This is a genomic window from Amycolatopsis sp. NPDC058278 (genome assembly GCF_042881395.1).
Lineage (GTDB): Bacteria > Actinomycetota > Actinomycetes > Mycobacteriales > Pseudonocardiaceae > Amycolatopsis.
On record NZ_JBHVXZ010000026.1, the window covers coordinates 75,812 to 98,691 of the forward strand.

The 22,880-nt window shown below is 71.4% G+C and carries 28 protein-coding genes; 20 read left to right on the top strand and 8 right to left on the bottom strand.

Going from position 1 to position 22,880, the window contains the following annotated elements:
• Positions 1-51 precede the first annotated feature (51 nt).
• Positions 52-2,070, top strand: a complete 2,019-nt coding sequence (locus ACFVYA_RS16280; RefSeq protein WP_285985903.1) for a protein meaA — start codon at positions 52-54, stop codon at positions 2,068-2,070.
• On the opposite strand, the gene ACFVYA_RS16285 is transcribed toward ACFVYA_RS16280, so the two are convergent.
• Entirely contained in the window at positions 2,063-2,605 is a 543-nt protein-coding gene (locus tag ACFVYA_RS16285) for a cysteine hydrolase family protein (RefSeq protein WP_387045719.1), read from the bottom strand. The genes ACFVYA_RS16280 and ACFVYA_RS16285 overlap by 8 nt on opposite strands.
• 72 nt (positions 2,606-2,677) lie before the next feature.
• Here ACFVYA_RS16285 and ACFVYA_RS16290 point away from each other — a divergent pair, with 72 nt between their 5' ends.
• From ACFVYA_RS16290 to ACFVYA_RS16305, 4 genes are all read left to right on the top strand, one after another.
• Positions 2,678-3,664 carry a GlxA family transcriptional regulator gene (locus tag ACFVYA_RS16290; protein WP_387045722.1) on the top strand — a complete coding sequence of 329 codons (987 nt, stop codon included), beginning with the start codon at positions 2,678-2,680 and terminating at the stop codon, positions 3,662-3,664.
• Complete coding sequence (locus tag ACFVYA_RS16295; protein ID WP_387045723.1) at positions 3,643-4,410, top strand: enoyl-CoA hydratase-related protein; 768 nt, start codon at positions 3,643-3,645, stop codon at positions 4,408-4,410. The genes ACFVYA_RS16290 and ACFVYA_RS16295 overlap by 22 nt, the downstream gene beginning before the upstream one ends.
• Before the next feature lie 64 nt (positions 4,411-4,474).
• Positions 4,475-4,975, top strand: coding sequence for a TetR/AcrR family transcriptional regulator (locus ACFVYA_RS16300; protein WP_387045725.1), 501 nt, complete (start codon positions 4,475-4,477; stop codon positions 4,973-4,975).
• A complete protein-coding gene (locus ACFVYA_RS16305) occupies positions 4,972-5,436 on the top strand; it encodes a DUF2867 domain-containing protein (protein ID WP_387045728.1) in 465 nt (154 codons plus the stop codon). The genes ACFVYA_RS16300 and ACFVYA_RS16305 overlap by 4 nt, the downstream gene beginning before the upstream one ends.
• On the opposite strand, the gene ACFVYA_RS16310 is transcribed toward ACFVYA_RS16305, so the two are convergent.
• Entirely contained in the window at positions 5,408-5,953 is a 546-nt protein-coding gene (locus tag ACFVYA_RS16310) for an NUDIX domain-containing protein (RefSeq protein ID WP_387045729.1), read from the bottom strand. The genes ACFVYA_RS16305 and ACFVYA_RS16310 overlap by 29 nt on opposite strands.
• Positions 5,954-5,990: 37 nt before the next feature.
• Here ACFVYA_RS16310 and nucS point away from each other — a divergent pair, with 37 nt between their 5' ends.
• The 10 genes from nucS (at position 5,991) to ACFVYA_RS16360 (ending at position 15,509) form a co-directional block, all read left to right on the top strand.
• Positions 5,991-6,650: an endonuclease NucS gene (gene nucS / locus ACFVYA_RS16315; protein ID WP_285985896.1), complete on the top strand. Its 660-nt coding sequence runs from the start codon at positions 5,991-5,993 to the stop codon at positions 6,648-6,650.
• Between the two features lie 10 nt (positions 6,651-6,660).
• The gene (locus tag ACFVYA_RS16320) at positions 6,661-6,885 is read left to right on the top strand and encodes a DUF1653 domain-containing protein (protein WP_285985895.1); all 225 of its coding nucleotides are present in this window, start codon (positions 6,661-6,663) and stop codon (positions 6,883-6,885) included.
• Between the two features lie 360 nt (positions 6,886-7,245).
• Complete coding sequence (locus ACFVYA_RS16325) at positions 7,246-8,022, top strand: hypothetical protein (RefSeq protein WP_387045731.1); 777 nt, start codon at positions 7,246-7,248, stop codon at positions 8,020-8,022.
• Positions 8,023-8,219: 197 nt separating this feature from the next.
• The gene (locus ACFVYA_RS16330; protein WP_387045734.1) at positions 8,220-9,917 is read left to right on the top strand and encodes a sodium:solute symporter family protein; all 1,698 of its coding nucleotides are present in this window, start codon (positions 8,220-8,222) and stop codon (positions 9,915-9,917) included.
• A 9-nt stretch (positions 9,918-9,926) separates the two neighbouring features.
• On the top strand, positions 9,927-10,217 hold the full coding sequence (locus ACFVYA_RS16335) for a hypothetical protein (RefSeq protein ID WP_285985892.1): 291 nt from the start codon (positions 9,927-9,929) through the stop codon (positions 10,215-10,217).
• Between the two features lie 47 nt (positions 10,218-10,264).
• A complete protein-coding gene (locus ACFVYA_RS16340; protein ID WP_387045736.1) occupies positions 10,265-11,257 on the top strand; it encodes a DUF3558 domain-containing protein in 993 nt (330 codons plus the stop codon).
• Between the two features lie 67 nt (positions 11,258-11,324).
• Positions 11,325-12,326, top strand: a complete 1,002-nt coding sequence (gene dhaK / locus ACFVYA_RS16345) for a dihydroxyacetone kinase subunit DhaK (RefSeq protein ID WP_387045738.1) — start codon at positions 11,325-11,327, stop codon at positions 12,324-12,326.
• Entirely contained in the window at positions 12,326-12,955 is a 630-nt protein-coding gene (dhaL, locus tag ACFVYA_RS16350; protein WP_387045740.1) for a dihydroxyacetone kinase subunit DhaL, read from the top strand. The genes dhaK and dhaL overlap by 1 nt, the downstream gene beginning before the upstream one ends.
• The gene (dhaM, locus tag ACFVYA_RS16355) at positions 12,952-13,623 is read left to right on the top strand and encodes a dihydroxyacetone kinase phosphoryl donor subunit DhaM (RefSeq protein ID WP_387045742.1); all 672 of its coding nucleotides are present in this window, start codon (positions 12,952-12,954) and stop codon (positions 13,621-13,623) included. The genes dhaL and dhaM overlap by 4 nt, the downstream gene beginning before the upstream one ends.
• 119 nt (positions 13,624-13,742) lie before the next feature.
• Complete coding sequence (locus tag ACFVYA_RS16360) at positions 13,743-15,509, top strand: 3-hydroxyacyl-CoA dehydrogenase family protein (protein WP_387045744.1); 1,767 nt, start codon at positions 13,743-13,745, stop codon at positions 15,507-15,509.
• Here the strand turns inward: ACFVYA_RS16360 and ACFVYA_RS16365 are convergent.
• From ACFVYA_RS16365 to ACFVYA_RS16380, 4 genes are read right to left on the bottom strand one after another with little or no spacing between them, the layout of a single operon-like run.
• The gene (locus ACFVYA_RS16365; RefSeq protein ID WP_387045746.1) at positions 15,496-15,618 is read right to left on the bottom strand and encodes a hypothetical protein; all 123 of its coding nucleotides are present in this window, start codon (positions 15,616-15,618) and stop codon (positions 15,496-15,498) included. The genes ACFVYA_RS16360 and ACFVYA_RS16365 overlap by 14 nt on opposite strands.
• Before the next feature lie 41 nt (positions 15,619-15,659).
• Positions 15,660-16,055 carry a tRNA (N6-threonylcarbamoyladenosine(37)-N6)-methyltransferase TrmO gene (gene tsaA, locus ACFVYA_RS16370; protein WP_387045763.1) on the bottom strand — a complete coding sequence of 132 codons (396 nt, stop codon included), beginning with the start codon at positions 16,053-16,055 and terminating at the stop codon, positions 15,660-15,662.
• 11 nt (positions 16,056-16,066) lie between these two features.
• Complete coding sequence (locus ACFVYA_RS16375; RefSeq protein ID WP_285985886.1) at positions 16,067-16,495, bottom strand: nucleoside deaminase; 429 nt, start codon at positions 16,493-16,495, stop codon at positions 16,067-16,069.
• Positions 16,492-17,331, bottom strand: a complete 840-nt coding sequence (locus ACFVYA_RS16380) for an LLM class flavin-dependent oxidoreductase (RefSeq protein ID WP_387045748.1) — start codon at positions 17,329-17,331, stop codon at positions 16,492-16,494. The genes ACFVYA_RS16375 and ACFVYA_RS16380 overlap by 4 nt, the downstream gene beginning before the upstream one ends.
• A 93-nt stretch (positions 17,332-17,424) precedes the next feature.
• Here ACFVYA_RS16380 and ACFVYA_RS16385 point away from each other — a divergent pair, with 93 nt between their 5' ends.
• Complete coding sequence (locus tag ACFVYA_RS16385) at positions 17,425-17,889, top strand: Lrp/AsnC family transcriptional regulator (RefSeq protein WP_285985884.1); 465 nt, start codon at positions 17,425-17,427, stop codon at positions 17,887-17,889.
• Complete coding sequence (locus ACFVYA_RS16390; RefSeq protein ID WP_387045750.1) at positions 17,873-18,397, top strand: adenylate kinase; 525 nt, start codon at positions 17,873-17,875, stop codon at positions 18,395-18,397. Before ACFVYA_RS16385 ends, ACFVYA_RS16390 begins: the two co-directional genes overlap by 17 nt.
• 2 nt (positions 18,398-18,399) lie before the next feature.
• On the opposite strand, the gene ACFVYA_RS16395 is transcribed toward ACFVYA_RS16390, so the two are convergent.
• The gene (locus ACFVYA_RS16395) at positions 18,400-18,876 is read right to left on the bottom strand and encodes an Lrp/AsnC family transcriptional regulator (protein WP_086840754.1); all 477 of its coding nucleotides are present in this window, start codon (positions 18,874-18,876) and stop codon (positions 18,400-18,402) included.
• 58 nt (positions 18,877-18,934) lie between these two features.
• On the opposite strand from ACFVYA_RS16395, the gene ACFVYA_RS16400 reads away from it, so the two are divergent.
• A complete protein-coding gene (locus tag ACFVYA_RS16400; RefSeq protein ID WP_387045752.1) occupies positions 18,935-20,053 on the top strand; it encodes a trans-sulfuration enzyme family protein in 1,119 nt (372 codons plus the stop codon).
• A gap of 6 nt (positions 20,054-20,059) precedes the next feature.
• Here the strand turns inward: ACFVYA_RS16400 and ACFVYA_RS16405 are convergent, their stop codons facing one another.
• The gene (locus ACFVYA_RS16405) at positions 20,060-20,275 is read right to left on the bottom strand and encodes a zinc ribbon domain-containing protein (protein WP_387045753.1); all 216 of its coding nucleotides are present in this window, start codon (positions 20,273-20,275) and stop codon (positions 20,060-20,062) included.
• A 45-nt stretch (positions 20,276-20,320) separates the two neighbouring features.
• Here ACFVYA_RS16405 and ACFVYA_RS16410 point away from each other — a divergent pair, with 45 nt between their 5' ends.
• On the top strand, positions 20,321-21,445 hold the full coding sequence (locus ACFVYA_RS16410) for an alkaline phosphatase family protein (protein WP_387045755.1): 1,125 nt from the start codon (positions 20,321-20,323) through the stop codon (positions 21,443-21,445).
• Positions 21,446-21,551: 106 nt separating this feature from the next.
• A complete protein-coding gene (locus ACFVYA_RS16415; protein WP_387045756.1) occupies positions 21,552-22,652 on the top strand; it encodes an NAD/NADP octopine/nopaline dehydrogenase family protein in 1,101 nt (366 codons plus the stop codon).
• The last annotated feature ends 228 nt before the right edge of the window (positions 22,653-22,880 follow it).

Consider the following 22,880-nt stretch of genomic DNA (forward strand, 5'->3'; position numbering starts at 1 on the left):
TAAGTTACCGGTCGGTACAGTGGACGAAACGTCCACCGCCGGAGGTGTCCAGTGCCGTACCCAACGGACCGCGAACGAGACCGACCGTGGGTGATGCGGACCTACGCGGGGCATTCCTCCGCGGCCGCGTCGAACGAGCTCTACCGGCGCAACCTCGCCAAGGGGCAGACCGGCCTCTCGGTGGCCTTCGACCTGCCCACCCAGACCGGCTACGACCCGGACCACCAGCTCTCCCGCGGCGAGGTCGGCAAGGTCGGCGTGCCGGTGTCGCACATCGGCGACATGCGGCGGCTCTTCGACGGCATCCCGCTCGCCGAGGCGAACACGTCGATGACCATCAACGCGCCCGCCATGTGGCTGCTCGCCTTGTACGTCTCCGTGGCGCGCGAGCAGGCGGAGGCCGAGGGCCGGGACGTCGACGAGGTCCTCGCGAAGCTCACCGGCACCACGCAGAACGACATCATCAAGGAGTACCTGTCCCGCGGGACCTACATCTTCCCGCCGGGGCCGAGCCTGCGGCTGATCACCGACGTGATCGCCTGGACCGTGCACCACGTCCCCAAGTGGAACCCGATCAACATCTGCAGCTACCACCTGCAGGAAGCCGGGGCGACGCCGACGCAGGAGGTCGCGTACGCGTTGTGCACCGCGATCGCCGTGCTCGACGCCGTCCGCGACTCGGGGCAGGTCGACGCGGCCGACATGGCGAAGGTCGTCGCGCGGATCTCGTTCTTCGTCAACGCCGGCGTCCGGTTCGTCGAGGAGATGTCCAAGATGCGCGCGTTCACCGCGCTCTGGGACGAGCTGACGCGGGACCGGTACGGCGTAACGGATCCCAAGGCCCGGCGGCTGCGCTACGGCGTGCAGGTCAACTCGCTCGGGCTGACCGAGGCCCAGCCGGAGAACAACGTCCAGCGGATCGTGCTTGAGATGCTCGCGGTGTCGCTCTCCCGCGGCGCCCGCGCCCGCGCGATCCAGCTGCCCGCGTGGAACGAAGCCCTCGGCCTGCCGCGGCCGTGGGACCAGCAGTGGGCGCTGCGGATGCAGCAGGTGCTCGCGTTCGAGACCGACCTGTTGGAGTACGAGGACATCTTCGACGGCTCGCACGTCATCCAGGCCAAGGTCGACGAGATCATGGCCGGTGCCCGCGAGGAGATCGCCCGCGTCCAGGACCTCGGCGGCGCGGTCGCCGCGGTCGAGAGCGGCTACATGAAGTCGCAGCTGGTCGCCTCGCTGGCCGAGTACCGCCGCGAGATGGAGAACGGCGAACGGGTCCTGGTCGGGGTCAACAAGTTCGACACGACCGAGCCGTCGCCGCTGCAGGCCGAAGGCGCGAAGGCGATCGAGACCATCGACCCCGCCGTCGAGAAGTCCGCCGTCACCGCCATCGAAGAGTGGCGTGCCCAGCGTGACAACGACGCCGTCGAACGGTCGCTGGCCACGCTGAAGGAACGCGCGCAGACCACGGAAAACCTCTTCGAGGCCACTGTGGACTGTGCGCGGGCCGGCGTGACCACCGGCGAGTGGGCCGGCGCGCTGCGCGAGGTGTTCGGTGAATACCGGGCGCCCACCGGGGTTTCCGCCGCGGCGGTCGCCGGCGTGGGCGACGCCGAGCTGGAACGGGTGCGCGCACGGGTCCGGGAAACCGGGGCGGAGCTGGGCGAGCGGCTGCGCATCCTGGTCGGCAAGCCGGGCCTCGACGGGCACTCCAACGGCGCCGAGCAGGTCGCCGTCCGGGCGCGCGACGTCGGCTTCGAGGTCGTCTACCAGGGCATCCGGCTGACGCCCGAGCAGATCGTCGCGGCCGCCGTGCAGGAAGGCGTGCACGTCGTCGGGCTCTCCGTGCTCTCCGGCTCACACCTCGAGGTCGTCCCGCACGTCGTCGACGGCCTGCGTGCCGCGGGGGCGGGTGACGTCCCGGTGATCGTCGGCGGCATCATCCCGCCGGACGACGCCGCGCTGCTGGCCGAACGCGGCGTCGCCCGGGTGTTCACGCCCAAGGACTACGAGCTCACCGGGATCATGGACGGCATCGTCAGCCTGATCCGGGAGCGGCACGGCCTCAGCTGAGTTCCGCCAGGATCTCCTTTGTGGACTTCACGGTGGCGAACTGGTTCGCCAGGTTCGCCGCCGTGACGCGGTAGAGCTCGTCCGCGGTCACGCCCGGCAGGTCGAACGTGAACGTGGCGTCGAGGGCGAAAGTGACGTCGTAGCCGAGGTTCCCGCCCATCCGCGCGGTGGTCTCGCAGCAGAAGTTCGTCTGGATGCCGGCCAGGACGAAGCTGGTGATGCCGCGCTTGCGCAACCACCCGTCGAGGTCGACGTCGCCGATGAAGGCCGAGTTGACCTGCTTGCCGAAGACGAGGTCCGGCCGCGCGCCGTCGAGTTCGGGCTTGAAGTCGTTGCCCGGTTGACCGGGCCGCAGCGGCGAACCGGGCTTCGGCGAATCGTGGTGCACGAGCACCACCGGGAGCCGCCGCTCCTGCCACGCGTCGAGCAGGGCCTTCATGTTCGCTTCGGCGCCCGGGTTGTTGCGCGGGCCCCAGAACTCCGGGTCGTCGAACCCGCGCTGGACGTCGATCAGGATGAGTGCCGTTTCGGTCATGCCGTCGAGTCTCGGGGGTCTCAGATGCCCGAGGGGAGTGGCAGAAGACGCGCGATGCGGTACTTTTCTGCCATGCGCACGATCGGCGTCGTCCTCCTGCCCGGCACCCGGATGTTCGACCTCGCGGTGATCGGCGAGGTCTGGGGCCAGGACCGGACCGACAGCGGGATCGGCCCGTTCACCCTCCGGCTGTGCAGCCCGGGCCGGGTGCGGACACCCGCGTCGCCGTTCGGGGACGTCGCGGCCACGCACGGCCTTGCCGGGCTCGACGGCTGCGACCTCGTGCTGGCGCCGGGCCGCGACGACCCCCTTGCCCCGGTGCCCGCGTCGGCGGTCACGGCGTTGCGGCGGGCCCACCGAAACGGTCGCACGGTCGCCGGGCTGTGCTCCGGCGCGTTCACGCTGGCCGCCGCCGGCCTGCTCGACGGCCGCCCGGCGACCACGCACTGGCGCGACCTCGACGCCCTCGCCCGCGTCGCCCCGCGGGCGGATCTGCAGCGTGACGTGCTCTACACCGACGACGGCGGGGTCCTGACGTCCGCGGGCGTCGTCGGCGGCCTCGACCTCTGCCTGTACCTGGTCCGGCGCGACCACGGTGCCGACGTCGCCGCCCGGCTGGCGCGCCGGCTGGTGATGCCGCCGGCACGCGAGGGCGGCCAGCGCCAGTACGTCGACAACCCGTTGCCGCCGTCGGCGGCCCAGCCCGGCATGGCGTCCACAATGGACTGGGCGCTGGCCCGCCTCGGCTCCGGGATCGGGGTCGAGGACCTGGTCGGGCACGCGCGGATGAGCGAGCGGACGTTCCACCGCGAGTTCGCGGCGGCCGCCGGCGTCACGCCGGGGCGCTGGCTGCGCGTCCAGCGCGTCCGGTACGCGCAGCGCCTGCTGGAGACGACGGCGCTGCCGGTCGAGCGCGTCGCCGAGCGATCGGGGCTGGGCACGGCGGCCAACCTGCGCCGGCGGATGCGCGCCGAGGTCGGGGTCGGCCCGGACGGTTACCGGCGCACCTTTCGGTCCGGAGGGGCTACGGTCGGGGAATGTACGAGCACCTCCAGCTGAGCCGGGACGGCGACACCGTCACGATCACCATGAACCGGCCGGCGCGGCGCAACTCGCTGTCCGCGGACCACCTCGCCGAGCTGCTCGCCGCGTTCCGCGCGGCGGGGACGTCCGATGCGACCGGCATCGTGCTGGCGGGCGCGGGCCCGGTGTTCTCCGCGGGGCACGACTTCGGCGACGTGGCCGCCCGCGACCTGATGGGCGTGCGCGAACTGCTCACGTTGTGCACGGACCTGATGAAGACGATGCAGTCGATCCCGCAGGTGGTCATCGCGCGGGTGCACGGCCTGGCCACCGCGGCGGGCTGTCAGCTCGTGGCGTCGTGTGACCTGGCCGTCGCCGCCGAGTCGGCGGGCTTCGCGCTGCCGGGTGGCAAGGGCGGCTGGTTCTGCCACACGCCGGCGATCCCGGTGGCGCGCTCGATCGGCCGCAAGCGGCTGATGGAGCTGGCGCTGACGGGCGATGCCATCGACGCGGCGACCGCGCTCGACTGGGGCCTGGTCAACCGGGTGGTGCCCGACGATCATCTCGACGACGCCGTCGGGGACCTGCTGTCGCGGGCCACGCGCGGCAGCCGCGCCAGCAAATCGATGGGCAAGGTGACGTTGTACGCCCAGCTCGACCGGCCCGAGGCCGACGCGTACGCGATCGCGCTGGAGGTCATGGCGGCGGCGTCCCAGCTGCCCGGCGCCCGCGAAGGCATGGCGGCGTTCCTCGAGAAGCGCAAGCCCGCCTGGCCCGACTGAACCCTCCCGGCTCCGGCCGGGTTTCTTCGTGCCGAGGGACCGTACCATACGGTATGGTACGGCCATGGTGGGCAAACGGGATTGGCTGGACGCGGGACTGGTGCTGCTGGCGGAGCAGGGCGCGCCTTCGGTGACCATCGAGCGGCTCACCGAGCGGCTCGGGCTGTCGAAAGGCTCCTTCTACCACCACTTCAAGGGCATGAGCGGCTACCGCACCGCATTGCTGGAGCACTTCGAGGCCGAACGCACCACGCGGTTCGTGGAGCAGGCCGAAGCGGCGGAGGGGGATCGGCTGAGCGCGTTGCTGAGGCTCGTCCTCGCGCCGGGACCCGGGCCGGAGCTGGAGATCGCCGTCCGGGCGTGGGCCCTGCAGGACGCCGAAGCCAGGGCGGTCCAGGCGCGCGTGGACTCCGCCCGGGTGGCCTACCTGGCCGAGATCAGCGGCGACGCCGGCCTCGCGCAGGCGCTGTACCTGGTCGTCGTCGGGGCGGGGCAGGTCGTGCCGCCGCTGACCGGCCGGCAGCTCAAGAACGCACTGGAACTCGTACTGGGGAGAAGGAAATGACCGAGCCATACGCCGACGGCGCCGATTACGTCGAGTTCAAGGAGATCGAGAGCGAGAACAGCCTGCGCGAGTTCGTCGCGGGCGTCTTCGGCTGGTCGCCGGCCTGGGTGAAGGTCCTGTTCGGCGTCCGGTACGTGCTCGCGAAGGCGTTGCGGCTCGACACCGCGTCCGTCCCGCGGACCGGCCGGCTCCGGCCCGAGGACGTCGGCTTCGCGCCCGGCGACCGGGTCGCGTTCTTCACCGTCCGGGCCGGCGATCCGGAGCGGTACCTGGTGGCGGGCGTGGACGACAGCCACCTGACCGGATACCTGACGGTCGAAGCGGTGCCGCGCGGCTTCCGGCTCGGCACGATCGTGCACTTTCACAACCGCGTCGGCCCGGCCTACTTCGCGCTGATCAAGCCGTTCCACCACCTGGTGATCCGCGGGATGCTCAGGGCCGGTGCCGCTCGGCCAGCATGAGCTGCGCCCACGCGGCGATCGACTGCGCGTCGGTGATGTCGCCCGCGAGGATCATCTTTTCCACGTCCGCGCGGGCGAACCACGCGCTGCGCATGTCCTGCTCCTCGTGCTCGCGCTGCGGCTCGCCTTCGGTGAGGTCCGTGGCGAGGAACACCCAGCCGCGCTGGCTGCTCATGCCGGCCGCGACGTCGAGCTTGCCGAGCGGGACCATCGAGCCGGCGCTCAGCCCGGTCTCCTCGCGCAGCTCCCGCGCGGCGAGCTCGGCCGGCGGCACGTCCGCCAGGTCCGGCGCGGTGCCCTGGGGGAACTCCCAGCGCCGCTCGCCGAGCGGGTAGCGGAACTGCTCGACCAGCCGGAACCGGTCGCCGTCCTGGGCGATGACCAGCGCGTACGCCGGCTTGTCGATCACGCCGTAGATGCCCGGCGAGCCGTCGGAGCGGCGGATCTCGTCTTCCCGCACCGTCATCCAGTTGTTCCGGTACACCTCGCGGGACGCGACACGCTGAATGGGGTCCACGCACCCAGTATCACCGACCCTGTCCTACCCTCCTCGGGTGCGTCTCGTGATCGCGCGGTGCCAGGTCGACTACGCCGGCCGGCTGACCGCCCACCTGCCGATGGCCACCCGCCTGTTGCTCGTCAAGTCCGACGGCTCGGTGTCGGTGCACTCCGACGACCGTGCGTACAAGCCGTTGAACTGGATGAGCCCGCCCTGCTGGCTGATCGAGGACGGCAAGCTCTGGATCGTCGAGAACAAGCAGGGCGAGAAGCTGGTGATCTCGATCGAGGAGGTCTTCCACGACTACTCCCAGGCCCTGGGCGCGGAACCGGGCCTGCAGAAGGACGGCGTCGAAGCGCACCTGCAGGAATTGCTGGCCGAGCACATCAAGACCCTCGGCGACGGCTACACGCTGGTCCGCCGCGAATTCCCCACGGCGATCGGCCCGGTCGACATCATGGCCCGCGACGCCGACGGCCGTTCGGTGGCGGTCGAGATCAAGCGCCGCGGCGAAATCGACGGAGTCGAGCAGCTGACGCGCTACCTGGAACTGCTCAACCGCGACCCGCTCCTCGCGCCGGTGCAGGGCGTCTTCGCGGCTCAGATCATCAAGCCGCAGGCCCGAACGCTGGCCGAGGACCGCGGCATCCGCTGCTTGACGCTGGACTACGACGAGCTCCGCGGCATCGAGTCCGACGAGTTCCGGCTGTTCTGAGGTGTCCGACGTGGAGCCGGGCCGGTACGTCCACCACAAGGGCGGCGAGTACGAGGTGCTCGGAGTGGCCCGGCACAGCGAGACCGAAGAAGAGCTGGTGGTGTACCGGGCGCTGTACGGCGAGCGGGGCCTGTGGGTCCGCCCGGCGCCGATGTTCACCGAGACCGTCGAGACACCGGCCGGCCGGGTCCCGCGCTTCCGGCGGGTGGCGGACCGGGGCCCGTTGAAAAATTGACCTTCCGGCTGCCCGAAGGGGCGGTCTCGGGGCCGATACCGAATCGATGCCGAAATCGACGTATCTCATCCGTTGATTGTTGCTCCGCCAGGAAATCGTTAACCCGATAGGTCGGTGCGCAGTGGAGAGATACTTTTCATCGCCATTTGTGCGCTGTTCGGGTGAGTTCGGGATCTTATTCGCCGGTGCCGTGCGACACTCGATTCGAGGGGTTCCGCCGGTGCGTCCGGCGTGGCCGGAGGGTGGTGCGCTCGGCCGTCTTTCTTCGTCGTGCCAACGTTTCAGTCCGCCTTTGAGCTCGTGGTGTGCATGTCATCCGGCCGGCGTGCGCGCATTTTCGCCTGCACGGAGGAGGAAGTCATGCGTTATCGCCCACTCGGTTCCGATCCGGCCGACCCGCGCCTGGGCCGGTTCATTCCGGACGACTGGCGGCACGTGGAAAGGTATCCGCTCGGCGCGCTGGCCGACGAAGACCGGCCCACCCGGTCGCCGGTCGTGATCGGCGTCAACTGGTACTCGGCGTTCGACCAGCCGGAACAGGACGAGACGTCCGGCGAATTCTTCATCGCGAAGGCCGGCGTCAAGAAACTCGGCCACATCCGCGGCGGCCACTGCGTGTGCCTCGAGCCGGGCGGCACCCCGGACACCGACGCCTGGTACGCGTTCTACGACCAGGGCCACGAAGGCGCCTGCGTCGGCTTCGGCTGGTCGCGGTGCATGTCGATCTTCAACGGCAGCGAGTACGCGGCCCGCTGGCTCTGGGACTCGGCCAAGAAGCGTGACGAGTGGCCCGAAACCAACCCCGGCGACGAGAACGGCACGTCGGTCCGGGCCGCGGCCGAGGTGCTCAAGGACACCGGGCACGTCCTGTGGGACGAGTCCTACGAGGGCGACGACTGGCACGCCCGGGAGAAGTACACGCCCGAGGCCAAGCAGGGCCTCAAGGCGTTCCGCTGGGCGAAGTCGGTCGACGACGTGCACTCCGTGCTCGCCAACCCGCGTGCCGACGAGCTCGGTGCCGTGCCGCTGCTCAATTCCTGGGGTCCGGGCTTCCCGCACCGGACCTACCTGCCCGACGCCGTGCTCGCCAAGCTGATCGAGGAGGACGGCGAGATCGCGGTACCGACCGACCGGTGATTCCAGCCGCTCCCGCGGCGCGTGAACGAGGGCGCGTTTCCCCTGGTGGTGACCGGGGGAGGCGCGCCCTCCGGCCTTTGTGGACGCGTCAGCGTGCCGACCCTGAATCCATGCAGTACTGTCCGGATCCGACAGGGTGGCGGTGATTCCTGTCGGATCCTGTCCTGTTTGAAAAAGTGCTGCCGGAGGTGGGTCGGGTGCTCGTCCTAGCCGATGCGAACCTGCGACTCGACGCGAGTGCGATCGACTACATCGAATTGGCGTTCTACTTCGTGCTCGTGCTCGGCATCGGGTACCTGGCGCGGCGGCAGGTGTCGAGCAGCCTCGACTTCTTCCTGTCCGGCCGCTCGCTGCCCGCCTGGGTCACCGGCCTGGCGTTCATCTCGGCGAACCTCGGCGCGGTCGAAGTCATGGGCATGTCGGCGAACGGGGCCAAGTACGGCCTGCCGACCGTGCACTACTTCTGGATCGGCGCCATCCCGGCGATGCTGTTCCTCGGCATCGTGATGATGCCCTTCTACTACGGCTCGAAGGTCCGCAGCGTCCCCGAATTCATGCGGCGGCGCTTCGGCAAGCCGGCCCACCTGGTCAACGGCATCAGCTTCGCCGCCGCCCAGATCCTGATCGCGGGCGCGAACCTCTTCCTGCTGGCCAGCGTCGTCAAGCTGCTCCTCGGCTGGCCGCTGTGGGTGTCGATCGTCGTCGCCGCCGCGATCGTGCTCTCCTACACCGCGCTCGGCGGCCTCTCCGCCGCGATCTACAACGAAGTCCTGCAGTTCTTCGTCATCGTCATCGCGCTGGTGCCGCTGACGATCATCGGCCTGGTCAAGGTCGGCGGCTGGCAGGGCCTGGTCTCGAAGGTCACCAACAGCCCGGGCGGGTCGGCACAGCTGCACTCGTGGCCCGGTGACAACCTGACCGGCTTCGGCAACAACATCCTGTCGATCCTCGGCATCGTGTTCGGCCTCGGGTTCGTGCTCTCGTTCGGCTACTGGACGACGAACTTCGTCGAGGTCCAGCGCGCGATGGCGTCGAAGAGCATGTCGGCCGCGCGGCGCACGCCGATCATCGGGGCGTTCCCGAAGATGCTGGTCCCGTTCATCGTGATCATCCCCGGCATGATCGCCGCCGTCACCGTGTCGGAGTACGTGAAGGACAAGCAGGTCCTGCTGGACGGCGGCACCGCGGAAAGCGGCGTCACGTTCAACAATGCGCTCCTGCTGCTGATGCGCGACCTGCTGCCGAACGGCATGCTCGGCATCGCCATCGCCGGTCTGCTGGCCTCGTTCATGGCCGGCATGGCGGCGAACCTGAGCTCGTTCAACACCGTGTTCACGTACGACATCTGGCAGACGTACGTGAAGAAGGACAAGCCGGACCACTACTACCTGAACCTGGGCCGCATCGTGACGTCGGCCGGCACGATCCTCGCGATCGGCACGGCGTTCATCGCGTCGCAGTCCAGCAACATCCTGGACTACCTGCAGGACTTGTTCTCGTTCTTCAACGCGCCGCTGTTCGCCACGTTCATCCTCGGCATGTTCTGGAAGCGGATGACCCCGCACGCCGGCTGGAGCGGCCTGGTGCTCGGGACCGCGTCCGCGATCACCGTCTGGGCGCTGTCGAAGCTCGGGGTGCTGGGCCTGACCGGCCAGGGCATCAGCTTCGTCGCCGCGGGGACCGCGTTCGTCGTCGACATCGTGGTGAGCGTCGTCGTCTCCCTGGCGACCCGGCCGAAGCCGGACGAGGAGCTGGTCGGCCTGGTCTACTCGCTCACGCCGAAGGAAACCCGCCAGCACGACTCGACCGGCGAGAACGCGGGCTGGTACCGCAAGCCGGGCCTGCTCGCGGGCATCGTGCTCGTCCTGACCATCGCCCTGAACGCCATCTTCTAGGAGACCGGAATGGCTACCGAGTCGCAGCCGCGCGCACACAAGGCAGGCGCCTTCGACATCCGGCTGATCATCGCCCTGCTGATCGGCGTCTACGGCGTGATCCTCACCGTCATGGGCATCGGCTTCACCTCCGACGACGACATCAAGAAGGCGGCCGACGTCAACATCAACCTGTGGGCCGGGATCGGCATGCTGGTGGTCTCCGCGCTGTTCGTCACCTGGGCCCTGGTCCGGCCGCTCGTCGTGCCGGCCGAGCCCGAGACCGAGAGCGACGACACACCGGCCGTCGCGGGCGAATAACCGGGTTGTCCGGACAGCGGCGCGCACCGGCCGCTACCGTGCTCCGCGTGTTCCCAGACGTTCGGCGCCGCCGTCTCCCGAAGCTGTTCCTGCTGGTCATCGCGCTCGCGCTGCCGCTGACGGCGTGCGGGCAGGACCTCGGCAAGTCCAACTTCGCCCGGACGACGGTGCCCGCGGCGGCCGGCTCCGGCCAGGTCGCCGACGGCCCGATCACCGACGCCGCCGTGGCGGCCGGCGTGCTCCGCACGATCCAGCCGTGCCAGTTCCTGACGAAGGCCGCCCTCGGCACCTTGGGCCTCGGCACGGTCGAGGACGACCCGTCGCCGTCGTCCATCGCCTTCGACACCTGCAGCAACAAGGTGAAGGACCCGGGCGGCAAGGAGATCCGGCTCGAACTCGAGATCGGCAGCACGGTGGTGCCGCGGGCCGACAAGACGGCCGGGGTGGTCGGCGGGCTGCCGCTGCGCGTGAACAAGACGGGCGACACCGACTGCACCGTCGCGGCGATGACGGCGCTGAACCCGGACGTGGGGCTCGCGGTGTCGGTCACCTACGCCGGTGAACCCTGCCGTCCCGGGCAGGCGTTCGCCGACGCCGTCGTCCAGAAGCTGCACAACTCGCCGGAGAAGTACTCGACGCCCGCGGGCACCCTGCTGACCGCCGATCCGTGCGCGATGGCCGACACCGCGGCGGTGACCGCCGCCGTGCCGTCGGCGAAGCCCGCGCCCTCGGGCCTGCACTCGTGCGAGTGGCGGGACCGGGGCCCGGCGGTGACGGTCGGGTTCCGGCCCGGCCTGCCGCCGCTCGTCGGCGATGGTTACTCCAAGGTGGACCTCGGCAACGGCGTGACCGGCTTCCAGAAGCAGGGGACCGGGGGTTCGGCCCGGTGCAAGGTCGAGTGGCAGCACCGGCCGTGGCAGGGCGACGACGTCGAACTGGCCCAGGTGGACTACCAGGGCTATGCCGACAACGACAGCGATCCGTGCGGCAAGGCGGTGGCCGTCGCGAAGAACGTGGTCACCAAGCTCCCCCGGCCCTGATCTGGCGGCGGGCGGCGCGGAGAGGTAGGAAGGGGGCACCCCACCCGCCGATGTGCCGGAGGCTGCCGTGAAGAAGATCATCAACGATCCGGCGAACGTGGTCGCCGAATCGCTGCGGGGGCTCGCCGCCGCGCACGCGGACATCCTCCGCGTCCAGTACGACCCGGACGTCGTGATCAGAGCCGACGCTCCGGTCGCGGGCAAGGTCGCCGTCATCTCCGGCGGCGGGTCCGGGCACGAACCGCTGCACGGCGGCTTCGTCGGCCACGGCATGCTCGCCGCGGCGGTCCCCGGCGCGGTGTTCACCTCGCCGACGCCGGACGCGGTGCAGGCCGCGGTCACCGCGACCACCGGTGAAGCGGGCGCGCTGCTCATCGTGAAGAACTACACCGGCGACGTGCTGAACTTCGAGACGGCTGCCGAGCTCGCCGCCGCCGAGGGCCTCGAGGTGCGCAGCGTCGTGATCGACGACGACGTCGCGGTCAAGGACTCGACCTACACCGCGGGCCGCCGCGGCGTCGGCGGCACGGTGCTGCTGGAGAAGATCACCGGCGCCGCCGCCGAGCGCGGGGACTCCCTCGACGCCGTCACCGCGCTGGCGCAGAAGGTGATCGGCCAGGTCCGGTCGATCGGCGTCGCCCTCACCGCGCCCACCGTGCCGCACGCCGGCACCCCCAGCTTCGACCTCGACGAGAACGAGATCGAGTTCGGCATCGGCATCCACGGCGAGCCCGGCCGCGAACGCATCCCGGCCGAGCCGGCCGACGAGCTGGTGGCGCGGATGGTCGAGGCGGTCGTATCGGACCTGCCGTTCGCCTCCGGCGACCGCGTGCTGCTGTTCACCAACTCGATGGGCGGCACCCCGCTCGTCGAGCTCTACCTGGCCCACGGCATCGCCGAGCGGCTGCTGGCCGACCGGGGGATCGTGGTCGAACGCCGGCTGGTCGGCCCGTACATCACCAGTCTCGAGATGCAGGGGATGAGCCTGACGTTGCTCAAACTGGACGACGAGCTGACCGAGCTCTGGGACGCCCCGGTCAACACCGCGGCCCTGCGGTGGGGGCTCTGATGGCCTGCACGGCCGAGGGGGTCGCGGCGGCCGTGCGCGCCGCCGCGGCGGTGGTCGCCGAGCACCGCGTGGAACTGATCGACCTCGACCGCGCGATCGGCGACGGCGACCACGGCGAGAACCTCAACCGCGGCTTCGCGGCCGTCGTGGCGGCGCTCGACGCGGGTGTGCCGGACACGCCGGGCGGAGTGCTCAAGCTCGTCGCGACGACGTTGATCTCCAAGGTCGGCGGAGCGGCGGGTCCGCTGTACGGCACGGCTTTCCTGCGTGCCTCGGCCAAGCTCGGCGCCGTTGACACCCTCGACGTCCCGGGCCTGGTGGACGCCCTGCGTGCCGGCCTCGAAGGCGTCCAGGCCCGCGGCAAGGCCGTGGGCGGCGACGCGACCATGGTCGACGCCCTGATCCCCGCGGTCGCGGCCGCGGAGAAGGCGGCCGGGGACGGCGGCGACGTCGCCACGGTGCTGACCGCGGCGGCCGGCGCGGCCGACACCGGCGCGGAGTCCACAGTGGACCTGGTGCCGAGGAAGGGCCGGGCGTCCTACCTCGGCGAGCGCGCGGTCGGGCACCTGGATCCCGGCGCCCGGTCGTCGGCGCTGCTGCTGCGCGCGTTCGCGGAGGCCGCCCGGTGAGCGTGGGAATCGTGCTCGTTTCGCACAGTGCCAAGCTCGCCGAAGGCCTGGCCGAGCTGGCCGCCCAGATGGCCCCGGACGTCACCATCCATCCCGCCGGCGGGCTCTCCGACGGCTCGATCGGCACGGACTACGACGAGGTCGTCGCCGCCACCCAGCGCGCCGACTCCGGCGACGGCGTCGTGCTGCTCTACGACCTGGGCAGCGCGCAGATGACGGCCGAGCTCGCCGTCGAATCGCTGGCCGACCCCTCGGCCGCGATCGTCGCGGACGGCCCGCTGGTCGAGGGCGCGATCGCGGCGGCGGTCGCCGCTCAGGCCGGGCGGGATCGCAAGGCGGTGGCCGAGGCCGCCGCGGCGGCCGGCCTCCCCGAGGACCTGGCGCCCGCCGAGGCCCCGGCCGATGCCGCCGAAATCGAGCTGGAGCTGCACAACGAGGTCGGCCTGCACGCCCGGCCCGCCGCGGTGCTGGTGCGCACGCTCAGCGAGTTCGACGCCGAGGTGACCGTGCGGCTCGGCGATCAGGAGGCCGACGGTCACAGCGTGCTGGCCCTGATGTCGCTCGGCGCGCGCCAGGGCGACCGGATCCGCGTGCGGGCGCGCGGGCCGCAGGCTTCCGCCGCGCTGGAGAAGGCGAAGGAGCTGGTGGACGGCAATTTCGGCGAGTGAAGCCGACGTCGCCGACCGGGTGACTTGCGCGGTACTGACTCGATTCCGTCTGGGCTTCGGTGGTACCGCGTGGCAGTATCGAGGCCAATTACCGGCGAGTAACATCTCTGGAGGCCTCAATGGCGCGGGACATCTCGACGGTCGGTGTGGTCGGCCTGGGCACCATGGGGGCCGGCATCGCCGAAGTGCTCGCGCGCAGCGGGCTCGACGTCGTCACGGTCGAGCTCGACGAGGCGGGCGTCGCGCGCGGCCGCGGCCACCTCGAGCACTCCACCGAACGGGCGCTCTCCGGCGGCAAGCTGGACGCGCCCGGGCGTGCGGCGCTGCTGGGCCGGATCCGGTACAGCACATCGCTGTCGGATCTGTCCGAAGTGGACCTGGTGATCGAGGCGATCCCGGAGAGCCTCGAGCTGAAGGCCGACGTCTTCGCCGAGCTGGACAAGATCACCCGGCCCGAAGTGGTCTTCGCGTCCAACACGTCGTCGCTGTCGATCACCGAGATCAGCGTGCACACCGCGCGGCCCGGCAAGGTCGTCGGCATGCACTTCTTCAACCCGGCACCGGTGCTGAAGCTCGTCGAGATCGTCAAGACGGTGGTGACCGAGCCGGACGTGGTCGCCGAAGTGGTCGAGTTCGCCGAGCGGCTCGGCAAGGTGCCGGTGGTGATCGGCGACCGCGCCGGGTTCATCGCCAACGCGCTGCTGTTCGGTTACCTCAACCACGCGGTGCGGATGTACGAGCAGCGCTACGCCACCCGCGAGGACCTCGACGCCGCGATGCGCTTCGGCTGCGGTTACCCGATGGGCCCGCTCGCGCTGCTCGACCTGATCGGGCTGGACACCGCGAACGAAATCCTCGACACGATGTACCACCAGTCCCGCAACCGCCTGCACGCGCCGGCGCCGCTGCTCAAGCAGATGATCACGGCGGGGCTGCTGGGCCGCAAGACCGGCCGGGGCTTCTACACCTACGACGCCCCGGACTCGCCCAACGTGGTCTCCTCCGGTGTCGTGTCCACGGTGGACGGTGTCCCGCCGCGCCCGGTGGCGCGGGTCGGCGTGGTCGGCACCGGAACGATGGCGACCGGCATCGCGGAGGTGTTCGCCAAGCGCGGCCTGGACGTCGTGCTGCGCGCTCGTAGCCTGGAGAAGGCGCAGGCGTCCGTGGCGAAGGTGAAGAAGTCACTCGACAAGGCCGTGGTCAAGGGCAAACTGTCCGAAGAGGACGCCGCGTCGGCGCTGGCGCGGATCACCCCGGTGACCGAGTTCGAGGCCCTGGCCGACGTCGACCTGGTCGTCGAGGCAGTGGCCGAGGAACTGTCGGTCAAGCAGGCGGTGTTCGCGGCGCTGGACGAAGTGGTCCGCCCCGGCGCGGTCCTGGCGACGACGACGTCTTCGCTGCCGGTGATCGAGTGCGCGGCCTCGACGACCCGGCCGTCCGACGTGATCGGTCTCCACTTCTTCAACCCGGCCCCGGTGATGAAGCTCGTCGAAGTGGTGTCGACGATCGCGACGGCCCCGGACGTGGTGGCAACGGCGAGCGCGGTCTGCGCCGCGGTGGGCAAGCACGCGGTGCACTGCGGCGACCGCGCGGGCTTCATCGTCAACGCGTTGCTGTTCCCGTACCTCAACGACGCGGTGAAGATGCTGGAGGCCCACTACGCGGCCGCGGACGACATCGACACGGCCATGAAGGTCGGCTGCGGCCTGCCGATGGGCCCGTTCGAGCTGCTGGACGTCGTCGGCCTCGACGTCTCCCTGGCCATCCAGCGGACGCTGTACAACGAATTCCGCGAGGAAGGCTTCGCGCCGGCGCCGTTGCTGGAGCACCTCGTGACGGCCGGGCGGCTGGGCCGGAAGACCGGAAAGGGCTTCAAGGACTACTGATCACGGTCCCCGCCGCGTTGTAGACGGTGACCGCCGTGCCCGCGGTGATGTCCGAGTAGCCGCCGGAGCCGCCGCACGTGCTGTAGCCATGGCTGGTCGCCCGGCGCACGGCGGCCGCTGCCCCCGCCGCCCGGATCGTGATCGTCCGGCTCAGCGCTCGGCCACCTCGCCGAGGACCGGTTTCACGTCGAGCACCGGGGTGCCGTCGATGGCTTCCAAGCCCGTGACCGTCAGCGTGCCGTCCTCGACAGCCGTCACCGTGACCGTGTGGAGGCCGATCGGGTTCGGGCGGTCCGGCGAGCGCGTCGAGAACACCCCGGTGCTCGGCCGGTCCCGGTCGCCGCGGGGGTGGACCGTCTGGACGTCGCGGTCCGCCTCGTGCAGCCACGTCAGGAGGACCAGGCGGTCACCCGGCCGGAGGTCGGCGGCCGCCGGGGTGAACTCCGGGGCGAACACCACCCGGGACGGCAGCGCGCCCTCGTCGCCCTGCTTCGGGGCCGCCGAGCGGTCCGTCAGGGGCGACTCGATGCGCGCCACCGGGCGCACCTGGTAACTCGTCACCGGTAGTAGCCCTCGACCGGCACGCGGGCCTCGTCGAACAGCGCGGGGCCCTCCATCTTGTGCTTGCCCCACGTGAGCGGCGGGCGCAGCGTGAGGAACTGCTCCGTCGACAGCGCGTAGACGACGCGGCCGAGCCCGGACCGTTCGATCGCGCCGGTGCACATCCCGCACGGCTGCGTGCTGGTGAACATCGTCGTGGCCGCCGCGGTCTCCGGGTCCAGGTTCTGCGCCGCCCAGCGGGCCAGCTTCAGTTCCGGGTGGGCCGTGATGTCGTTGTCGGTCAGCGAGGTGTTGCGGTCCTCGGCCAGGATCTTGCCGTCGGCGTCGGCCAGCAGCGAGCCGAACGGCGGGTTGCCGTGTTCCTCGCGCGCTTCGCGGGCGAGCTCGATCGCCCGCCGCAGCAGGGTTTCTTCGGTGTCCTTCACCGGTTCTCCTTCCAGGACGCGGCCACCGCCGCGAGGTCTCGCCACGCCACCTCCGGGCGCAGCGTTTCGGCCGGGTCCGAGTCGAACGGGTCGAGCACGACGGTGTCCGCCCCCATCGCCCGCAACTGCCCCAGGTCGTCGATGACCTGGTCGAGCGTGCCTTCCCCGGCCCGCCGGTCCGGCCCGGACACCGGCACCGCCGTCACGCGCAACAGGATCCGCGGCGCGAACGCGGGCAGCGGCCGGTCGCCCGCCAGCTTTTCCAAGCGCCCCAGCGTTTCCCGGAACCCGGCCATCGTCAGCCGCAGCGGGTGCCACGCGTCGCCGAGCTCCACCGCCCGGCGCAGCCCGGCGTCGCTGTGCCCGCCCAGCCACAGCGGGATCGGATCCACGCGGTAGTCGTCGCGCTCGGCCCACGCCGCGCGGATCGTCCGCAGGTACTCGCTGGTGAGCTTGCCCCGCTGCTCGAACGGCACGCCCAGCGCGTCGAACTCCTGCTTCGCCCAGCCGATCCCGGCACCGAGCACGAGCCGGCCGCCGCTGAGCTCGTCGAGGTTCGCCGCCATCCGCGCCACCAGCAGCGGATGCCGGTACGGCACCACCAGCACGGTGGTGCCCAGCCGCACCCGCTGCGTGACCCCGGCCAGCCACGACAACGTCGTGAACGGCTCGTAGAACGGCGCCGGGTACTGCCCGGCGACGTCCGGCGTGATGGCGACGTGGTCGGACACCATCAGCAGGTCGTAGCCGAGCCCTTCCACCGTCTGCGCCCAGGCGCGCAGGACGCCCGGGTCCGTGCCAGGCCCGAAATTGGGGACGTTCACGCCGATCTTCACCGCAAGAGGCTATCGACGTTTTGCCCGGATCCGGAAGAGAGCGATCACGGCGTTCGGCCCGTTCCGCCGTGGATCCCACGGTATGTTCGCCGGATGACCGCGAGTCTCGATCCGACGGACTGGGCCATCCTGGCCGAGCTCCAGCGCGACGCCCGGCTGCCGCTCACCGAGCTCGGCCGCCGGGTGAACCTGAGCGCGTCCGCGGCGACCGAACGGCTCCGGCGGCTCGAGACCGCCGGCGTGATCAGCGGCTACCGCGCGGAAATCGACCTCGGCAAGGTGGGCTACCCGGTGCTCGCCGTGGTCCGGCTCAAGTACCCGGGCAGCCGGCACGAGCCGCTGCACAAGCTGCTCGGCGACCGCTCCGAGATCCTGGAATGCCTGCGCACCACCGGCGACGACTGCTACACGCTCAAGATCGCCGCGGCCTCCATGGCCCACCTCGAGCAGACGGTGGACGAGCTGGCCCAGTTCGGCAGCACGACCACGAACCTCGTCTACAGCCAGACCCTGCCCTACCGCGGACCGCGGGAGCCCGCCCGTGACCTCGGTGCCTGACCGCATTGTCATCGTCGGCGTGACGGGCTCGGGCAAGTCGACGCTCGCGGCCCGGATCGCCGAGCGGACCGGCCTGCCCTTCCACGCCGCGGATGACATCGGCTGGCAGCCGGGCTGGGTCGGCGCCCCCGAGGAGGAACAGCGTCGCCGGATCGCCGAGGTGTGCGCGCAGGAGCGCTGGATCCTCGACGCCGTCTACAGCTCGTGGCAGGACATCGTCCTGCCCCGCACGCAGCTGATCGTGGGCCTCGACTACCCGCGCTGGCTTTCGCTGGGCCGCCTGGTGCGCCGGACGGTGGTGCGGACGGTGACGCGCAAGCGCATCTGCAACGGGAACGTCGAGTCGTTGCGCCAGGTGTTCTCCGCCGACTCGATCATCCGCTGGCACTTCAGGTCGTTCGCGCGCAAGCGGGCCCGCATCCGGGCGTGGGCCGTCGAGTCGCCCGGCCCGGTCGTCGTCCGGCTGACGTCCCCGCGCGAGACCCGCCGCTGGCTCGAGACCCTCTGAGATCAGGCGCCCGGCGGCAGCAGCGGACCGCCGCTCCAGTGCTGGAACACCAGATTGGTGTGAACGCGGGCGACCTCGTCGCGCGCGGTCAGCTCGTCGAGGACCAGCCGCTGCAGCTCCCCGGCGGAGCTGGTCGCGACGTGCGCGAGGAAGTCGTCCGGCCCGGTCAGGTGGTAGACCGCCCGCACCTCCGGCAAGGACAGCAGGTGCTCGATGAACGGGTCCACCAGCGGCCGCCGGTGCGGGCGGACCTGCACGAACAGGAACGCCTCCAGCGGCCGCCCGAGCTTCGCCGCGTCGACCGACGCGTGCTGGCCGGTGATCACCCCGGTGTCCCGCAGCCGGGCGACGCGGTCCAGGCACGTCGACGGCGCGATGCCGACCGCGGCCGCCAGGTCCTTGTTGGTGATCCGGGCATCGTTCTGCAACAAGCGCAGGATTTCGAGATCGACCGGACTCAGTTCGACGGAAGCGGACATCGCCGAATGATATCCGAGAGTGTTGCTCTCAGTCCGGTGAAAGCTCGACCATGCTGGCATGACTTCCTCGCTGCGCACGCGGGCCGTCCACGCCGGCCGTGACGATCTCACGGACCTCGGCGTGCACGCCGCTCCGCTCGACCTGTCCACGACCTACCCGTCCCGCGACAGTGCCGCCGAAGCCGCCCGGATCGACGCTTTCGCCGCCGGCGCCGAGCTCGACGGCCCGCCGATCTACGGCCGGGTGGGCAACCCGACCGTCGAACGGTTCGAGCGCGCGCTCGCCGAGCTCGAAGGCTTCGACCACGGCGTCGCGTTCGCCAGCGGCATGGCCGCCGTCTCGGCCTGCCTGCTTTCCGCAGTGGCACAAGGGAAACGCCACGTCGTCGCCGTGCGCCCGCTGTACGGCTGCAGTGACCACCTACTCGAGTCCGGGCTGCTCGGCACGGAGGTCACCTGGGCCGCACCCGACGCCGTGACCGCCGCGCTGCGGCCGGACACCGGCCTGGTGTTCGTCGAGACGCCGGCGAACCCGACCCTGGCCGAGGCGGACATCGCCGAGCTGGCCCGTGCCTGTGGCGAGGTGCCTCTCCTGGTGGACAACACGTTCGCGACCCCGGTCCTGCAGCGGCCCGGCCGCCACGGCGCCCGGATGGTGCTGCACAGCGCGACGAAGTTCCTCGGCGGCCACGGCGACGTGATGGGCGGGATCGTCGCGTGCGACGCGCCGGAAGCCGCCCGGCTGCGCCAGATCCGCTTCGCCACCGGCGGCGTGCTGCACCCGCTCGCCGGATACCTGTTGCTGCGCGGGCTTTCCACGCTGCCGCTGCGCGTCGGCGCGGCGTCCGCGACCGCGGCGACACTGGCGTCACGGCTTGGCGGGCACCCGGCCGTGACCGCCGTCCACTACCCGCGGATCGGCGGGCCGCTGGTGGCGTTCGAGGTCTCCGGCGACCCGCACGCCCTGATCGGGGCGGTCCGGCTGATCACGCCGGCCGTCAGCCTCGGCAGTGTCGACACGCTGATCCAGCACCCGGGCTCGATCAGCCACCGGATCGTCGACGAGGGCGACCGCCGCGGCGCCGGCGTGTCCGACCAGCTGATCCGGATGTCCGTCGGCCTCGAGGACGTCGAGGATCTGTGGGCCGACCTGGGGCAGGCGCTGAAGGCCGGCTGAGCCCGGTCAGCCGCAGCAGCCGCCTCCGCAGCAGCCACCACCGCCACCAGCGGCGGGGGCCGCGGAACCACTCGCGGCCCCGGTGAGGGCGACGGTGGTGAGCAGCTTGACGGTGTCGGCGTGGCCCTCCGGGCAGGTCGCCGGCGCGCCGGATTCGCTCATCGGGCGCAGGAGCTCGAACGTCTCGGTGCACTCGCGGCAGCGGTAGGCGTAGGTCGGCATGCCGTGATTATCGCCGGAGGCGCCCGGGGATGGGAAGCTGGGCGCGTGCAGCCGCCCTCGCTCGCCGACGTCCCGCACCTCGGCCAGGTCGTCCCGTCCCTGCTCGCCGCGCTCGGGGTGCCCGGTTGCGGGAACGTCCTGGCGTTGCCGGAGGCACGCAGCGCCGGCGTGCTGCTCGTCGACGGGCTCGGCTGGGAGCTGCTCGCCGAGCACGCCGCGGACGCCCCGGTGCTGACCGAGCTCGCCCGCGAGCCGCTGCGCGTGGGCTTCCCGTCGACGACGGCCGCCGGAGTCGCGGCGATCGGCACCGGGCTCGCGTCGGGCGAGCACGGGATGGTCGGCTACACGTTCGAGATGCCCGGCACCGGCGTGCTCAACGCGTTGCGCTGGTGCAGCCACGAAGACGGCAGCGATCTGCGTGGCGCCCTCCCACCCCGCGAGGTGCAGCCGCTGCCGACGACGTTCGAGCGGGCCGCCGCGGCGGGCATCGACGCGGCCGTGGTGTCATCGGCCAAGTTCCGCGACACGGCCTTGACGCTGGCCACCCAGAGCGGCGCGCAGTACGCCGGGGTCCACGCGCTGGGCGACCTCGCCGCGCGGACGTTGTCGGTGCTGGACGGGCGCGCGTTCTGCTACGCCTACCACAGCGAACTCGACTTGCTGGGACACGTCTACGGCCCCGGCTCGACCGCCTGGCGCATGCAGCTGCGGCAGATCGACCGGCTCGTCGAGTCCCTTGTGGACGGTCTGCCGTCCGGTGCGCTGCTCGCGGTGGTGGCCGACCACGGGATGGTGACCGTCGACGACAAGCTCGACCTCGAAGACACGCCGGAGCTGCTGGCCGGCGTCCGGACGTTCGGAGGCGAGGTCCGCGCGCGGCACGTCTACACCGAGCCGGGCGCGGCCGCGGACGTCCTCGCCGCCTGGCGGGAGGTGCTGGGCGAGCGGGCCTGGGTGCGCTCGCGCGAGGAGGCTGTCGCGGAGGGCTGGTTCGGGCACACGGTGAGCGACCGGGTGCTGCCGCGCATCGGTGACGTCGTCGCCGCGGCCCGGGACCGGTTCGGGATGGTGCGGGGACTCGCGGAGGCCGTGGAGACCTCGCTGGTCGGGCAGCACGGGTCGCTGACCACGGCCGAGCAGCTGGTGCCGCTGGCGTTGGCCCAGGGATAGGCCGTACCCGGGCGGACGACACGGCGGGAACGTGGCTCGCGCGGGAACTTTCCTCTGCCCGGCGCCGACCTGTCCACTGCGTACCGGACTGACGGGAGTGGGCGGGATGAGCGTGCTGGACGGGATCGGGGTCGTCGGAGCGGGTGGCGAGGGACGGGCCGTGGCCGCGTACCTCGCCGCGCGGGAGCTGCCCGTGCACCTCTACACACGGGATCTCGGGGCCGTGGGGGAGATCGCGTGCCGCCGGGAGATCGTCGCGCGTGGGGTGCTCGACGGGCGGTTCCCGCTCCGGGAGGTGACCGCGGACCCGGCCGGGCTGGGCGCGCGGGCCGTCGTCCTGGTCGCCACCGTGACCACCGCTTACCCGGCGGTCGCCGCCCGGCTGGCACCGCACCTGCGTCCGGGGCAGGTGGTGGTGCTGTTCTCCGGCAAGCTCTGCGGGAGCGTCGAGTTCGCCCACGCGCTCGCCGCCGCGGGGGCGCCGGACGTCGACGTCGTGGAGACCGACGCGCTGTTCGCCGCACGGCCGTCCGGCACCGACGGTGTCACCGTGCTCGGCACCAAGGCGTGGAACCTGATCTCCGGCAGCACCGAGGCCGCCGTCGGCCGGCAGGCCGGGCTGCTGTGCGAGTGGTTCCCGATGCTGGAGGTCGCGCGCAACCCGGTCGAGCGTGGCCTGCACGACTTCGGCGCGGTCGCGCACGTGCCGATCGCGCTGGCCAACCTCGGCACCATCGACCGCGCGGAGGAACTGCTCTTCTACGTCGAAGGTGTCTCGGCGCGGACGATCGCCCTGCTCGAGCGCACGGAGGCCGAGTTCGCCGCCGTCGCGGACGCCTACGGTGCCCGGCTGCTGCCCATGACCGAGGTCCTCGACCGCTACTACGGCTGCCCGGCCACGACGTTGCTCGACGCGCTGCGGACGGTGCAGCCGTACCGGACGATCGCCGCGCCGACCAGCCTCGACCACCGTTTCCTCACCGAGGACATCCGCTCCACGCTGGTGCCGCTGCAGGCACTCGCGCGGTGCGCGGGCGTCGCCACGCCGATGGTCGACGCGGCGATCACGATCATGTCCGTGCTCGGCGGCGAGGACTTCCGCCGGACCGGCCGGACCCTGCGCAGGCTCGGCTGGGACGGCCTCGCCCACGACGCGATCCTGCACCGGCTGGGCGCCGGCGGCCGGGCGGGGGACCGCGCGGCTTGAGCACCGCCGGGCATCTCGTGTGCTCGCAGGCGCGGTTCGCGTACCTGGATGGACGACTTGCGTGCCTGGGTGGACGACACGCGTGCCTGGGTGGACGACACGCGTACCTGGATGGACGACACGCGTGTCTGGAGGGTCGACACGCGTGTCTGGAGGGTCGACTCGCGTGTCTGGAGGGACGACACGCGTGCCTGGGGTCGGGTCGGGAGGGTGACGGCGGGCGGGGTG